The following is a 14,083-nucleotide window of genomic DNA, read 5'->3' as shown; positions in this document are numbered from 1 at the left end:
AAAAGGCTTCGAGCTGATCACCAAGCCCGCTCAATCGAGCAAGCCGCTCTTCAACATCAAAGAAACCCGCCTGCTTCATGTCGCCACTCCTCCAATAAAAACCGGAAAAATGGAATCACAAAGGGGGCCTCAAAACCAGAGGGTTTTTCGAACCCTCCAACTGCTCAAAACGCAGATCAAAAACGGCCCAAAGAACCATTAATCAAATCGCCGAAAGCCAGAAATTACGGGCCAAGCGTATCAATCAAGGGTTCTTCGAGAACTCCACCTTAAAGAGAAACGTTCACGCCAAACTGAAAGGAACGCATAATAACACCCTTCTGAGACCATGACGAGTTATACAAATAACCACCGTAAGTCGCATAATCCAAAGGAGAGCGGAAGCCAAGTAGATTATAAACGTTCGCATAAATAGACCAACGTTTATTCATCTGATAATTAACAGTCAGATCAACATCCCAGAATCCCTTAACCCGGCACTGTGTGGGATAATTAGGTCCATTAGCCTGGTTCATGCCCAAGGAGTAGGCGCAACTATGACTATACAGTCCATTACTTCCTGCAGATGCAATACCACTATCATCTGCGACCGTTTTATAACCGCTCGTATAATAAACAGTTGGGGTAACTGCTAAACCCTTATACGAAAAAGTGTTGGCCCAGTTCGCTCTCCAACGTGGCGTACCAGAAGAAGAAACGCTTTGATAGGGACCAAGCGTCCCAGCATAGCGATACGTAGTACCGTCAGGATTAACCTGATTAAAGCGTCTAACAAACGTTGCTTGCCCTTTACTATACCACATAATGTTGTGCAGAAAGCCGGGAAGACGTGCGTGCGCATCAATAGACATATCAAAGCCATCAGTCATCATACTTTTGGCATTAATATATTCGCCCTCAACATAACCCGGCGCGGCTAATGCGTTGGGATAGTTAGAGTCTTTTGGCCCTGGAACAACTGTAATTCCAGAAGGCTCCCCGGAATTTGATCCTCCATTCTCAATCCAAGAATTGAAATACTGATTAGGGTTAAGAATTCCTGTCGTAATATAGTGGTCCTTCTTAATGTAATAGTATTCAAAAGACAGTGTCATCCAATTCGTAGGCTTTATGACGGGACCGACGGTGTAGCTTGTCGATATCTCGGGTCGAAGATGCGGATTTCCTACACTCATTAGCCCAAGATAATTACCTGATTGAACATAAGCACTATTTCCATGAGACGCCATCCATGCTTGCACAGCAGGATTGGACGTGTCGTAGGTCACCGGAGTAAAACCTTCCGTCTGGCCGCCCGTCTCCGCAAAACTAGGCACACGAAAGCCACGGTTAAATGTGCCACGTAACGTGAACTGTTTGACTGGTTTGAACTGGAAGCCAACTTTCGGAGAGAAATGGCTGAAGCCTTCTGAATAGTGATCGTAACGACCTGACGTATCAACAACGAACTGTTTTACAACAGGCAAATTTGCCTCGTAAAAACCAGATTCAACCCAACGATGACCGATCTGCGAGACCGGATTGTAACTCGCCCACTGATTCGCGTAGTTGCTTGTGTCAATTGGATTGGCGTTTGGGTCGTTCACGGATTCATAACGCCAGTTTGCTCCAATCGCGAGCTTAGCCATACCGCCCGGAAGCTTGAAAAGCCCTTTACTGAGACCAACCTGCCCTGAATATTCCTGTGAACGGGCGTTAATAGTGTTCGCAGGCAAAACATAATTCATTTCAGAACGCGAGTTTTTTGACGGGTCAACAAAATTATACGACCCATCCGCAATCGCTGCTGTTAAATGACTGATGTATGGCTGTCCTGTTTGCACCTGATTAAGAAGCGTATTCATGCCGACAAAATCAGCATTATAATTCCAGTCGGAACCCCAATTCGAATGAGACCAACCAGTATAACGAACTGATCCCCTGAAATTATTAGAGGTATCGGTAGTTACTGGAATTTGATTGAACAAGCCAACCACTTGCGCATCTTGATGTTGTGCGGCGTATGGATCGTTCGGGTTCAATTGTCCATTCGAAAGCTCCCACGGCAGAATGGTGGGAGAATTACCAGCCAACTCATCCTGTGTATACGAACCATAGGATGCTGGCGTCCCGGTCGTAATTGTACGCGCCTGAGACCAGTTAAACATCGCAATCAACTGCGACTGATCTGTGACATTCGCCGTCAAATGTGCTGTAGCGCTAATACGACGCAAATCAGGGGCGACTTGCTTGTAACGCATTGCGTTCTGTGAGCATGCATTTGTAAAAGAATTAGGATAATTTGTGGAAAAGCCGTAACCTGAGACGCCTGTCTGATTACTACCGCATCCAGCAGAAGAATTCAGAAGATTATATCCACCAACACCACTTCCATTGACAGCAGGGCGAACAAGAGCTGTAGTTGTTGCACCAGTAAAGTTTGTATTAAACTGATTAGTCCCCGGAAGAAGAGTATTTGTGTTTCCGTTGGAACCGCCCAACGATGTCAGATCCCCACTATTATATGGCGATTGAAGTTGGCGATAATATAAAGAATCATCCTGTTGGTATTCGGAATTGATGTAAAAATTGTAACCGTCGTTAGCAAGATCACCATGCCCGAATGTAGCATATAAGCGCTGATGACCTTGGTCTCCACGCTGGGTCAGACCACCCTCGGCATTGCCTTCAAAACCCTTAATCTCGTTTCGGGTTCTGAAGTTAATTACGCCTGCAACTGCATCTGCACCGTATGTTGCAGAACCTCCGTCTTGCAGGACATCCATACCTTCAAGGATAGACATTGGGATCCAGGTCGTATCGACAAAATCACGTTCGCCATCGTCCGCAAGCGGATAATAAGAACCTCTCTGTCCGTCGATGAGCACAAGAGTAGAGTCAGTACTGAGCCCACGCAACGACGGAGCTGATCCGCCTGGAGCAAACCCTCCTCCCGAAGCCCACTGGCTCGTTAAATTTCCTGCCCCGTTTGAGGAAAGTTGTTGAACGAGATCATTCACCGTTTTGAGACCACGCTGCTGCATGTCTTTGCGTGTGATATGAGTAATTTCGGATGAGCTTGTCGTATTGGGGTCGCGAAACAATGTACCCGTTACGACAACATTTTCACTACGAGATTTTGGAGCTTCGACGCTCTGCTTTAAAGCATTTCGCTTTGCAGCAGATATTGGTTCTGGATTATGATTTTTTATTGTTACGCTTGACGTTTCAGTCTTTTTTAATTTGGACGTTGCCGTATCACTAGGAGAGGCAGCATGCGCGCTTTGTGGCAATTGAAGCACAGTCGCAAGTGCAGTTGCCCCCATGAGCGATGTCGTCCATCGAGCCTTTTTCATAGCCACAGGTTACTCCGTCAAAACTAGGGGCGCGGATCATGTATGATCCCACAATATTTCGTATCAGAAACATCCTGTCACATGACGACTGGGCCTAAAATTAAAAAAGTCACATTTTGACCCTGTTTGACCAGTTAGTTGTTTTTTTGCAACACAAATCAAGCTGAAGGGTTCGAAAAACCCCCTGGTTTTGAGGTCTGCTCTGTGATTCCGTTCGTCCGATTCTGACTGAGGGAATGGCGTTATGAAGCAGGCTGCTTTCTTTGATGTTGAAGAGCGACTTGCCCGGTTGAGCGGGCTTGGCGCTCAGCTCGGAGCGTTTTTCCGGACTGTGGATTTTGAAGTGTTCCGTCCTGATCTGGAGAAGGCTCTGGCCTATGCAGACATGACCGAGCTTCTGCTCACGCTCTTTCTGCCGGAAGACAAGAAAGGCGGCGGGGGGAACTCCGCGCATTTCCGCGACAGGGCCGAAGCGCTTATTCGCGGCATGTCCTATGTCTTCGTCTGGGTCCGGGACAACCTTGGCATTCCGATCATGTCCGAGACGATCCGCACGATGTTCTCTGACATCGCGGCACTGCGCGATCTCTACCAGGATCAGATCTTCACCTACTATGATGCGGATGCAGCTGAGACGAGAACAGTCGAGCTTCCGCCAGAATTTGACCGGACCCTGCTGAACCCGGTCCGCGACTACGTGACGGAGACGGGTGGCTTCTCGAACACCAAAAGCGTGGGAGACCAGGACAAGGTTCGCGAGCAGCATTCCTATGTGGTGGGGGGTTTCGGCAAAACCTTTACCCAGATGAGTTCCACGCTGGGGCATATCTTCCGATGCAATATCGGTGATGTGGACTTCCGGGACGTCAAGCGCATTTCCTGGAGCGATGTGCAGAACCTTCGACAGGGGCAGGCCATCATTCTCTTACGAGGAAAGCGCATCTACACGCGATTGTTCTATGCCGGCATCAAGCCAGAGGGCGTGAACAGGGTGTTCCCCACAGTTTCGGCGGCTCCCGCTCTTGAAGCCCCTGTATCGAAGGAACCGGCTACAGAAGCAGATGACGTGGCTCGGCGTCTTCAGGAAGGGCGCGATCGGATCGAAAAGGGTGATCTCCGGCCGTTAACCGGAGTCTTGGGAGAGCTATATCAGCGGCTCGGCGTCGTTCTCAATACGGAAGGCACGCCCCTACAGGACGCCCAGGAACTCCTGAACCTGCTCTTCCCCAATGAGACATCGGCAGAAGAAAAGCCGTTCGCAAAGCTGTTTGAGACCCTCGTTCCTCCGTCCGCTCAGTTGCCCCGTACAACGGAACCGCTTCATGCGGATCTGGACAAAGCACTCCTGGCCGAGCTGGTGACGTTCGAGACGGCCCTTGGACTGGATGAGCGTGCGGCCGTCGAGGCAGTCACGCACGCCCTGAATCTCTATGCGCGCGGCAAAGAACTCGCATAGCACCTGAGGCGGCATGTCCCATGCCGCCTCCGTCTTCGAACCTACATCCCGCGTCCTGTGCCACGAACCCGCGTGCGATCGCGCTCCCGCTCTTCTGCCTGTGCAGCCGCGCGAGCTTGCTGCAGCCGGTCTTCGGCCTGCTGCGCCCGCCGCCGTTCCTGCAGGTCCTCAACCCTCCGCGCTGCATTCAGGGCATCCTGCGCGGCATAGCCGGCCTTGCGCAGTTTGCGACTGACATCATCCCACTGCGCACGCGGGACATCCCGGATCGGGGCTTCCTCAATATGTCGCCGCACCTGACCACCCGGTGACTGCCCCTTCTGCCGGGTGCGCTCATTGACGTGGTTCTGCCGGATCCAGCGCGTATTGGCTTCTTCGTGCGCCAGGCGGGCTTTTGCCAGATCGACGGCCAGCGACTTGTAGGGATGTCGCCCCATGTCAGATGCCAGACGGTCATACAGATCGTTGACCGTCACCGGCCGGATATCACCCAAAGCCCGCGAAAACGTCTCGGCTTCCCGGAGAGATCCTTCGGACACGGCCGTCCAGCAACGATGAACATGCCGGCTTTCAGCGACATAGGACGTAAAGCCGGTCATGGCCGAAGATCCACGCGGCATGGCGTTGATATGCTCATCGGACGTCACACCCTGCGCCGCATCGACCGTCATGGCATGACCAAAGCCCAGACGGACGCGTCCGGTCTTCGGGTCGGCCAGCCGGGTCCAGGGTACGAGCCCTTCCCGTCCCTTCGCATTCTGTAACACCAGCCCCTCATCGGACCAGCCTTTGACGGTCGTGAAGTCGCCATTCGAACCAAGATCACGCCAGCGACGCCCATGCGCGGTCTCCATCCGGACGCTGGTTTTCGAAAACAACCGAACCCGGTCGCCAACAGCGAGAGGCAGCTCATAGGTGACGCCACGCTGATCGATGGCCGCCTTGACGATCTCCGCCTGCCCGATCTCGCCACGCTTGCGCAACCGGTCGCGAACGGCACGGCTGAGATCCATGACGTCTTCGTTTGTCGGCGCGGACATGGTGATACCCCGCTCCGATCCGGCCTGGGTCAGCATGTCGCGACGTCGAAGATACAGGTCAGCGATCTGCTCAACGACCTGGTCATGGTCGCCCCCCACAAGTCGGATCGTGCCGTCCTTGCGCTTCATGTCGATGGCTTCACGCGCCCGGGCGATATCGGCTTTCTTCTGTTCGTCCTCGGTCTGGCTCAGGTCGCGGCCGGGACTGCGGAACATGCTGGCGATCTGCCGACCACGCGCGGACTTCTGGCGGATCGTGCTCAACAGCTCCGGACGCGCCTCTTTGGGCATAACCCGCAAAAGCAGTTCGACAGCGTCGCCGGCCTCGATCGCCTGGGCCTGTTCCCGGTCGCCCACCACCCGAAGGGCAAAACCTTTTTCCTGCTGAAGCTGGAGGATCTCAAGCAGCTGACGCGGGGAGACCTGACTGACTTCATCAAGGACAAGAACAGACTGGCGATCGAGGTCGATCTTTCCCTGCGCCAGGCCGTCCAAAAGCGGTGTCATCGCGTAGGTTTGGGAAATGCCCGCATCCTTCAGCGCATCGGCCTGACGCCAGGCAATGGCCGCGCCAATGACGGTACGACCATCCTCCTGCCAGGCGTCGACCAGAGGCTTCAGAAGTGTCGTTTTGCCGGAGCCAGCAACACCGATCAGAAAGCCCAGACCGCTCGCCTGACCAAGCGCATTGATGGCCGCAAGCTGCGCAGCGCCGTGTGCTGGCTCACGCGTGAAGTCGAGACCCGACCGGGCGACGGCTGCGGCGATCTGCTCGTCACTGAGCGCGCCGTCCCGCGTGCGCGCCGACAGACCGGCAAGACGGGCCATATCCTTTTCGAGCGCGATCTGGGCACTTGTCGCGACCCGGAGGCGGCCGTCCTGCTCGCGCTCCAGAAAGCGGACCTGTTTGCCATCGATCTCGATGCCGCGCTCCTGGATCAGATCGGCGATCCGCTCGACGTCCTGCGTGCCTTCAATGCCAGCCGCAATGAGACCCCGTGCGGCATGGGTCCGGAACGTGTCCCGGTCGAGAACAGCAGCTGTCCGAAACTCCTCAGCCAATTTCTTCGCCGCAATCGCATAAGCCAGTTCGTAGCGCTCAGCGCGCCCTAATGGCTGGACCTTCTCATTGGTCAGGACAGTATCGTGATACCACCCGATGTCGTGAGCCTGCTCAAGCCAGAACTCCCTGTCGTTGCTGCCATTGTACTTCTTTGAGCGGTAAGCGAGATTTGCGTTGTGAAGGATTGAAAACTTCCGCTCGGCCGACAGATCGTTCCAGTCCAGGCCCTGCCGTTTGGCATAGGCTTTTCCCATTTTTTCCGCCTGGGAATGCCGCTTTGAAAAAAGCTCACAGGCTTCTCGCGGCACACTATCAATCGCGATTGCGCGGCCGCTCTCGTCGACATGCACCGCGATACCGAGCTTGCGAAGTTCGCCTGCAAGTTCCGCCTGGAAATACGCCCCGAACATGAAAGACGTCGCACTGGTAATGCGAGCACTGTCCAGCGAACCCAAATGGCCGCTTTCGGTCGCTACGGCATTCAAAAGCAGATTGTGAATATGCGCCTGTGGATCCCCCGGCACCGGAACTTCCACCGCCGCGTGGGGCCTTTTGCGCCATCCTGAATCTTCATGACCGGTCGTGCCGTGTAGTGCCGGAACGATACCCACGCGACTTCCCCCCGTTCCAGCGTGGCTGTCTTTCCTGACCCTCTGCGCGCCACGCCAACCTCTTTGGCAATAAACGCCATAGCCTTGTCGTTGGCCTTGTGAATTGCGCTCCAGATGAGCGCCCGCTCGGCATCCGTCGACGCAAATTCAGCGGCAAGCGTCACTGATTTATCGGGTGACGCTGTGAAGTCGATGGCCGAGTGCTCACGCTTCCGGCCTGTGTTGGCCCATTTCTCACCTGTGTCAGCGCGCTTCGCTTCGAACAGATTTGCCAGCGCCTGGTCTGTCGGCACCTTCATGACGTCAATGCCTAGCGCATCAGCGATCCGGGGGCCCATATCTGGCGACCACATTCCCCGCCCATCACGTCCGGTATAGTAGGTTGTCAGCCTATCACCTGTATCACGGGTCGGATCACTCCGTTCCCGTTCAAAGCGGGCATCCTTCTCCGGCTCGGACTGATTCTCTCTCAGATAGGCGACGATCAGCTTGCCGGCACCTGCCGCAGAAATCTTCCGGTAAGTGATCATCTTCCAACCGGCGCAGAGAAGGTGGAAGCTTCAAGCCGGCCAAGCTGCGCCGAGATTGTCTCAAGGGCGGCACCCTGCTGTTCCATGGCCTGGGCCATGCGCGCGACGACCTCGACCAGGCCCTCGCCTTCTTCTGCTTTCTCTGGAGGGCTGACCATGTGGTGGATTTGGGCGAGCGTCTCCCCGATCTGATCCAGCCGTTGCAAAACGAGGAGCTGAAACGGCGCTTCGCGATCTACCGGTTGCGGGAGGTCAAATACGTTTTCGTCTGGCATGCATCGTCTCCGTGGGCAAAGGAGACATTTTGCTCGAGGTGGTTGTGAGTGCTCGCCGACAAAAACTGTCGCTCCGAGCCCACATCGTCTCGGAGACTATCTGCCTAGCCGTCGCATCCCACCAGAAGCGCAATCTGACGTCTGATGGCAGCAAGCTGATCGGATCTCACCTTGCTGCCTGTCACGGTGACACGTTGCTTGGATGTGGTGGTAAGCAGAGCACTGACTGCCCAACAGGGTTTGGTGCAGCCGTTATCAGCTGTTGGGTCGATCCGTACCGCCAGATCCGGAATGACGAGGTTCTCATCGTCGGTCAGCGGCACGAGCATCACGTTCGGCCACTCAGGCGGAAAGAGGTCGTCTTCGACAACAACAGCCGGCCGACGCTTGTTGGGCTCCTTCGGCAGGGCATCTCCGCGCCAGTCCGCCAGCACAATTTCTCCAGGCGAGAAAATCGCTGCCATAGCGACCGGCCGATCAGGCGCCATGGGTTCCGCCAGCCTCTTCAAAAAGTGCTTGGGCGGAAGGCGTTGCAGCGACGTAGCGGGCAACACGCGCACTGTCCCTGCGGATACGGTCTCGGCGCGCACTCTTTGCCCCTGTCTCCAGAAGATCACGAATGAGCTGGCTCAGAGGGATACCGCGCGCCGTTGCTTCCTGCTCCAGGTCAGTGCGCAGCCGCTCGTCCAGACGGATCGAAAGGGGGGATGCCATGACACACTCCATACATTCAGAACGTCGTTAACGTAGCGCAATTCTGTAGTGCAAAACAACATATTTGGCAGGGCAGAATGCGCCGAGATGTTTTCGGCCTCGGCCCGTCCCTGCCCCGCCGGATGCAACACCCGCAGGGTGGCGCGAAGCGCAAACTGAAAGTTTGCATTTGTGTATGGAAAAAGAAAAAACCTGCAACGATCTTGCCTCGATCTTAGAACGACAGCGCAGCGATAACGGCACGATCTTTGACACGATGCGAGGGTAATGCTAGGCGTAGCTCAACGAGGAAGGACGCAGACATGAGTGCAGCGATGGCAGTGGGGGGAACCGATGGTGCGATGTTCACCGCATTGCTGGGCTGTCAGCGCGGAACATGGGCGCACTCTCCGCTTTTCCAGTGGATGACCAATAACTATGAGGCGATGTCACAGGCCATCACGGGCAAAAAGGTCCGCTGGCAAAAGATGAGCGAGGCTGCGGAATCCGCTGGTCTAACGAATGTGAATGGAGAGCCGCCAAAGCCTGCGACTGTCCGCAGTACGTGGTACCGTGTCCGCAAGGCTGTCGGTGCGATGCAAAGGCAAAAAGAAGAAGCCCGCAACACAGCTTTGGCCTCTCGTGCCGCAGCCCGGGCAGCCTCTCAGGCACAAAAGCAGGATGACGCTGAAGGACAGGACACACTGAACCGTCGCATGGCGGAGGCAGATGCGGACCTGCGCGAAAAGCAGTTACAGGACGCCCGCGATCGCAGCCGGTCAGTCCTGTATCCTGAAACGGTCCCGCAGGTACGGAGTGAAGCCGCCCCGTCAGAAGAACGTGAGGCCGCTCCTGCCGTGAAAATCGGGCAGGTGGCCGAGTTCGTTGTCATGAGAAAGCAGGCTCCACGCTACGGGCGGGATAAGGACATTCCCCTGCCACCGCCCTATGTTGGTCCTCGTCCCAAGGGGATGCCGAAAGATCTGCCACTGGAAGCTCTGATGCCGCTTTCCGCTTCGGGGAGAGATGCTGACGGCAACTATGATTTCAATCAGATGCCCGGCCTGCCACGTCTCTCGTTTTTTGCGACTGAACGTGAATGGGCTCTTGCCTGTCTTCCCATGATCGAAGCCATCCCTCCCAGAGAGCGGAGTGGGCCACTCAAGGCGATGTTTTGCCTGCTTGACATGAAGGTGCGCAGATAGGTGGGGTAGCGACCAACCCAGCGAATATCCGCACTCACATCTGGTGCTGCGACAATGATTGAGCCGCAGGAAGCGGCTCAATCATTGTCAGGACTCCAATGTGACCGAAAAGCCAAAACGCCTCTCGACTGCCGAACTGCATGAGGCGATCACAAAATCGCTTGAACTGCGCTCCCTGATCAAAGCCGGACGCGGAAATCTCGGGGGAACGACCTGCCTCGCTCCATTAGCGGAGCGCGCTATTTTTCAGGGTCGCCCCATCCTTCTTGGTGACGGAGACGTTCGTAATCCCGGCATCTCTCTGTTTGAAGAGATATACAAAAGCCATGGGATCCCACGGCCCCTAAATGACGAAGCCGGACATCTGAAAGAGTGGTTTGCCAACAGCTTCAACGAAGCCGCCATGCGCAATTCTTCACTGATAATCGATATCGGTGGTGGCGACCGGACACTTGAGGAGTGTGCCGCCGAAGATGACATTATCGGCGCTGCCGACGCAGTCGGCGTGCCTGTCACGGGCCTGTTCATGTGCGGCTCCCAGCCCGGTGACATCGCCTATCTCGAGAAGCTTTGGGCCAGCGGGCAACTACGTCCGCATCGCGGCATCATTGTCCTCAACGAATGGGCAGTACCAGCAGGGCATAAGCCAGAAACAGTGTACCAGCCAATTATGCGAGATAAGCGTCTGAACAACGTCTCAGGCATGGAAACTGCATTCCTGCGGATTCCTAAGCTATCGTGCATGAAGGAAGTCCTAGCGAGCGGCCTGACCTTTCATGACGCTGCAGCAGGGAAGCCGGGTCCCGACGGAACGCCCCTCGGCCCGATGCGGCAGTGGCTTGTCAAAAACTGGCTGGAGAAGATCGAGGAAAACATCGCCAAGGCTGGCATCGAAGACTGGCTGCCATGAGACGGAGCCGCAAATCCGAGCCGGATCTGCTCGACCGGCTGAAAACAGGTGCCAATCCCTTTGGAGGGATTGGCAACCGGAGATTTCTCGACCTCCTTGCAGACGGAGAGCAACACTTCGTCTGTTACAATGCGGTGGGGGAAGCTGAGCATCTTGATGTGACCGATCTCGGTGTCACCATCCGCTCCCTCTCCACCATCCGGTTTCCGGTGGGGGTATCGTTCTGGGAGTGGGAGCCCAATGGAACGGAGCGGCTTCCGCCGCTTCGAAAAAACAGCGTGCCGACCCGTTGTGGATTTCTGGTGATCGCGGATCAGTCAGGGCAGCGCGGGATGTTGCATTATGCAGACTACCGTCCGCGCATGAAACTACACGGCAGGCCCATGGCAACAGTCTATCCGGTTTCTTTGACGTTCGATCTCCGGGATGACTGCGCTCCACCGGACACGCCACTCTTTTTTGACGATGAAAGCCATTACACCCACCAGCCTGATCTTCCTCCCGAGGCTCTGACGGCGTTTGACGTCGAGGCGAGCCCGAAGGATGCGGCGGCGCTGATGAGCCATTTTGGAGCGATGCCCTCCCCGCTCTACAAGAACAATCCTGAACTCGCCTTCCCTCAGGATGTGTCTTTGTTCTCGTCGAAAGACTGGGAGCTTTTCCAGTCCTTGGCCGATGACCTGATTCATGAGGCCACACCGTTTATGTGCATGCAGTTGGTCATTCGGGCATCGCATGTCCGCAGTTGGGCTATCGAACAAGGCACCGGGGCGGGGCGTCGGAAGGTTACCCTGTACGATACCGAGGTCCTGACATGAGTGAACTCACAGACAACGGAACGCTTGACGGACTGGCCGAGGCGGGTCGGCTGATGGAAGAAGCCGCCCGGCTTGATGGCATTGATGAGCATTCTCCTCTTGGGCGATGGATCAGAGCCCAACGCAAGGGAATGGACGCCTTTGCGAGGGTTGTTCTGTCGTGTGCCTCAGAAATGCAGAATTTTAGAGGGGAAGCCCGCGACATCATCGAGATGGCCAAGCAGGAACAGAACACCTTGCGGGACCAGTTCATAGAGAGTTGCAAGCAGGTCGAGAAACTGGGGGAAGTCGCGGCGCGGAATGTCGAGAAACAGGAACTGTTTCGAGACCGCGAATTGCAGGCTACCCTCGGGCGGATCGTCTCTGGCGTGACCTCGGAGCTGCGCAAGGAAGTTTTCGACCAGCTGCGGACGGAAATTCCGACGCATGAGCGCCAGTTCTACAAGGAAGCGCGATGGCGCGCCTATGTGCGGATGACACTGGCTGGGGCGATGCTGATAGGGCTCGGCTTTGCATCCGGTTACACATATGACGGCTATGCTGCGCGTGTAGGCCGTTATTGCGAGGAACATCAAGCGTTCGACACGAAGGGCGCGTCATGGTGTCAGATTGTCCCGCCGCCGATCCTGCCGAAGTCCTGAGCGAACTCTTGCACACCCGGGCCAGGGCGAAGCCCTGACGCAATATACTTCACAGCCGCGCTTGCGCGGTTGTGTCCATTTTGGCGCAGTCTGACCGAACAACAAAAAAGGCGGCTCCCAGGGGAACCGCCTTTTGCGTGTGTGGACCTGGCCGAGGCCGATCAGGCGAGGCCGTTCGAGGCGGCCCGGATCTCCTCGGGGGTGGCACCTGCGGCGCGCGCATCCTCTGCGGCCTTCTCGATGCTGGAATCAAAGCGGGTATTTTCCAGAAAGGTCATAAGGGCGTCCGCGATGGCGAAACCACGCGCAAGGTGCTCCAGCCTCCTGAGAGGAAGGCTCTTGGCGCTGGCGTCCGGGACATATTGGGCGAGTTCGTGAGACATGGGAGAGGCTCCACGACCGGGCGGGGCCGGTCGCTCTTCGATGTGCAGAGGGACAGGAAGAGGCCGCGCCCTGTGGGCGCGGCGGGCTTGACTTAGAAGCCCATGGCGTCGGCCTGAACGGCGGCGACGTCACGGGAGAGGCTGCGGCCATTGTCGCGGGTGTAGGGCTTCCAAGCCTGACCAATGAGTTCTTCATAGGCGGCACATGCGCCGGAAGCGACGCAGGACAGCGCGTAAGCCTTCGCGCCGTTTTCGGCGGCGATGCGGCGCAAGCCGTCTACGCGGTTTTCGCCACCGTCCACGCCCATGCGGTCTTCGTCACGGTCGCCGTTTGCGAAACTGTCTGCGGCATCCTTGGCGATTGTGCGGCGGTTCTCATAGAAGTTTGCGGCGCCATAGGCGGACCGGATGAGGCCATCCACCACGCGGTCAAGGTGCATCCGCAGACCGTTGAAATTCTGCTCGCCCCGGATGCGGGTCACGAGGATGGGAAACATCAGGTCGTATTGCTCGCGCACCATGTTGGACCCTGCCCCGGTCAGTTCGTCAACGTCACCGGCTTCGACACCGAACGCGAGCACGATCTTGGACATCTGGTCATCAGAAGGAACGAGACGGAGAATGTCTGCGAGACCCGGAGAGGCAAGAGCCTTGGTGCGGCGCTGTGCTTCACTGAAGCGGCGAACAGCGGCGGGGGAATAGTTGCCCTGAGAAGCGTTCTGGGACATGGTGTTGGATGCGTCGGACATGAAACTGAACCTTTCTAGTCTAGCGAAGTCCCGTTCGGTGGTGACACACCGTTCGGGGCGCTTTGTCTTGAGGGCCAATCCCTCTCGACAAGTAAAAGATAGCCCTTTTGGCTTTTTCCCACAAGAGAAAAAACGCAGAAAACCGCCATAAAGCGCGATTTATTTTTGTGCGGCAAGTAAAAAGATTTCTTGATTACTTTATGAATACCTGTCGTTTTCCTAGACCCATCCTGCCCGTGCGGCGAGCACACTGACGGCGACGAGAGTGGAACGACAGTGGCGTTTTCCTGAGCCCATCCTGCCATCGGCCAAGACGGTCGACGGGACAGGCCGTCAAGCCCGGAGCGTCCTGAGCAAGGGTGGCTGGTCTGCGG

Annotated in this window: 13 protein-coding genes and 1 pseudogene; 6 read left to right on the top strand and 8 right to left on the bottom strand. The window is 56.1% G+C overall.

Translation table 11 applies throughout. The features are described from left to right. A partial coding sequence (locus GSP01_RS14970) for a hypothetical protein (RefSeq protein WP_218023667.1) occupies positions 1-202 on the top strand: 202 nt, incomplete at its 5' end. Between the two features lie 67 nt (positions 203-269). Here the strand turns inward: GSP01_RS14970 and GSP01_RS13450 are convergent. After that, positions 270-3,335, bottom strand: a complete 3,066-nt coding sequence (locus tag GSP01_RS13450; RefSeq protein WP_228123966.1) for a TonB-dependent receptor plug domain-containing protein — start codon at positions 3,333-3,335, stop codon at positions 270-272. 244 nt (positions 3,336-3,579) lie between these two features. On the opposite strand from GSP01_RS13450, the pseudogene GSP01_RS14890 reads away from it, so the two are divergent. Next, positions 3,580-3,720 (top strand): annotated as a pseudogene (locus tag GSP01_RS14890) (IS5/IS1182 family transposase); the annotation flags it as partial. 1,112 nt (positions 3,721-4,832) lie between these two features. On the opposite strand, the gene GSP01_RS13440 reads toward GSP01_RS14890, so the two are convergent. From GSP01_RS13440 to GSP01_RS13425, 5 genes are all read right to left on the bottom strand, one after another. Next, positions 4,833-7,418: an AAA family ATPase gene (locus tag GSP01_RS13440; protein ID WP_255320910.1), complete on the bottom strand. Its 2,586-nt coding sequence runs from the start codon at positions 7,416-7,418 to the stop codon at positions 4,833-4,835. Further along, positions 7,376-8,035, bottom strand: a complete 660-nt coding sequence (locus GSP01_RS15320; protein WP_255320909.1) for a relaxase domain-containing protein — start codon at positions 8,033-8,035, stop codon at positions 7,376-7,378. Before GSP01_RS15320 ends, GSP01_RS13440 begins: the two co-directional genes overlap by 43 nt. After that, positions 8,032-8,310 carry a hypothetical protein gene (locus tag GSP01_RS13435; RefSeq protein ID WP_141354312.1) on the bottom strand — a complete coding sequence of 93 codons (279 nt, stop codon included), beginning with the start codon at positions 8,308-8,310 and terminating at the stop codon, positions 8,032-8,034. The genes GSP01_RS15320 and GSP01_RS13435 overlap by 4 nt, the downstream gene beginning before the upstream one ends. Before the next feature lie 104 nt (positions 8,311-8,414). Then, positions 8,415-8,798, bottom strand: a complete 384-nt coding sequence (locus GSP01_RS13430; protein ID WP_061928995.1) for a type II toxin-antitoxin system PemK/MazF family toxin — start codon at positions 8,796-8,798, stop codon at positions 8,415-8,417. Beyond that, the gene (locus GSP01_RS13425) at positions 8,788-9,024 is read right to left on the bottom strand and encodes a BrnA antitoxin family protein (protein WP_228123965.1); all 237 of its coding nucleotides are present in this window, start codon (positions 9,022-9,024) and stop codon (positions 8,788-8,790) included. Before GSP01_RS13425 ends, GSP01_RS13430 begins: the two co-directional genes overlap by 11 nt. Before the next feature lie 302 nt (positions 9,025-9,326). On the opposite strand from GSP01_RS13425, the gene GSP01_RS13420 reads away from it, so the two are divergent. The 4 genes from GSP01_RS13420 (at position 9,327) to GSP01_RS13405 (ending at position 12,577) form a co-directional block, all read left to right on the top strand. Next, positions 9,327-10,208 carry a hypothetical protein gene (locus GSP01_RS13420; RefSeq protein ID WP_141354310.1) on the top strand — a complete coding sequence of 294 codons (882 nt, stop codon included), beginning with the start codon at positions 9,327-9,329 and terminating at the stop codon, positions 10,206-10,208. Positions 10,209-10,308: 100 nt separating this feature from the next. Then, positions 10,309-11,118: a hypothetical protein gene (locus GSP01_RS13415; protein ID WP_141354308.1), complete on the top strand. Its 810-nt coding sequence runs from the start codon at positions 10,309-10,311 to the stop codon at positions 11,116-11,118. Beyond that, positions 11,115-11,936, top strand: coding sequence for a hypothetical protein (locus tag GSP01_RS13410; protein WP_141354306.1), 822 nt, complete (start codon positions 11,115-11,117; stop codon positions 11,934-11,936). The genes GSP01_RS13415 and GSP01_RS13410 overlap by 4 nt, the downstream gene beginning before the upstream one ends. Next, positions 11,933-12,577 carry a hypothetical protein gene (locus GSP01_RS13405; protein WP_228123964.1) on the top strand — a complete coding sequence of 215 codons (645 nt, stop codon included), beginning with the start codon at positions 11,933-11,935 and terminating at the stop codon, positions 12,575-12,577. Before GSP01_RS13410 ends, GSP01_RS13405 begins: the two co-directional genes overlap by 4 nt. Before the next feature lie 161 nt (positions 12,578-12,738). Here GSP01_RS13405 and GSP01_RS13400 read toward each other — a convergent pair whose 3' ends face one another. Both GSP01_RS13400 and GSP01_RS13395 read right to left on the bottom strand, forming a co-directional pair. Continuing rightward, on the bottom strand, positions 12,739-12,960 hold the full coding sequence (locus tag GSP01_RS13400; RefSeq protein WP_141354304.1) for a hypothetical protein: 222 nt from the start codon (positions 12,958-12,960) through the stop codon (positions 12,739-12,741). A 92-nt stretch (positions 12,961-13,052) separates the two neighbouring features. Further along, complete coding sequence (locus GSP01_RS13395; protein WP_141354302.1) at positions 13,053-13,709, bottom strand: hypothetical protein; 657 nt, start codon at positions 13,707-13,709, stop codon at positions 13,053-13,055. Positions 13,710-14,083 lie beyond the last annotated feature (374 nt).

This window comes from Gluconobacter sphaericus NBRC 12467 (assembly GCF_006539125.1).
GTDB lineage: Bacteria > Pseudomonadota > Alphaproteobacteria > Acetobacterales > Acetobacteraceae > Gluconobacter > Gluconobacter sphaericus.
The sequence above is the reverse complement of the archived record's forward strand: the minus strand, read 5'-3'. Positions and strand labels throughout refer to the sequence as shown.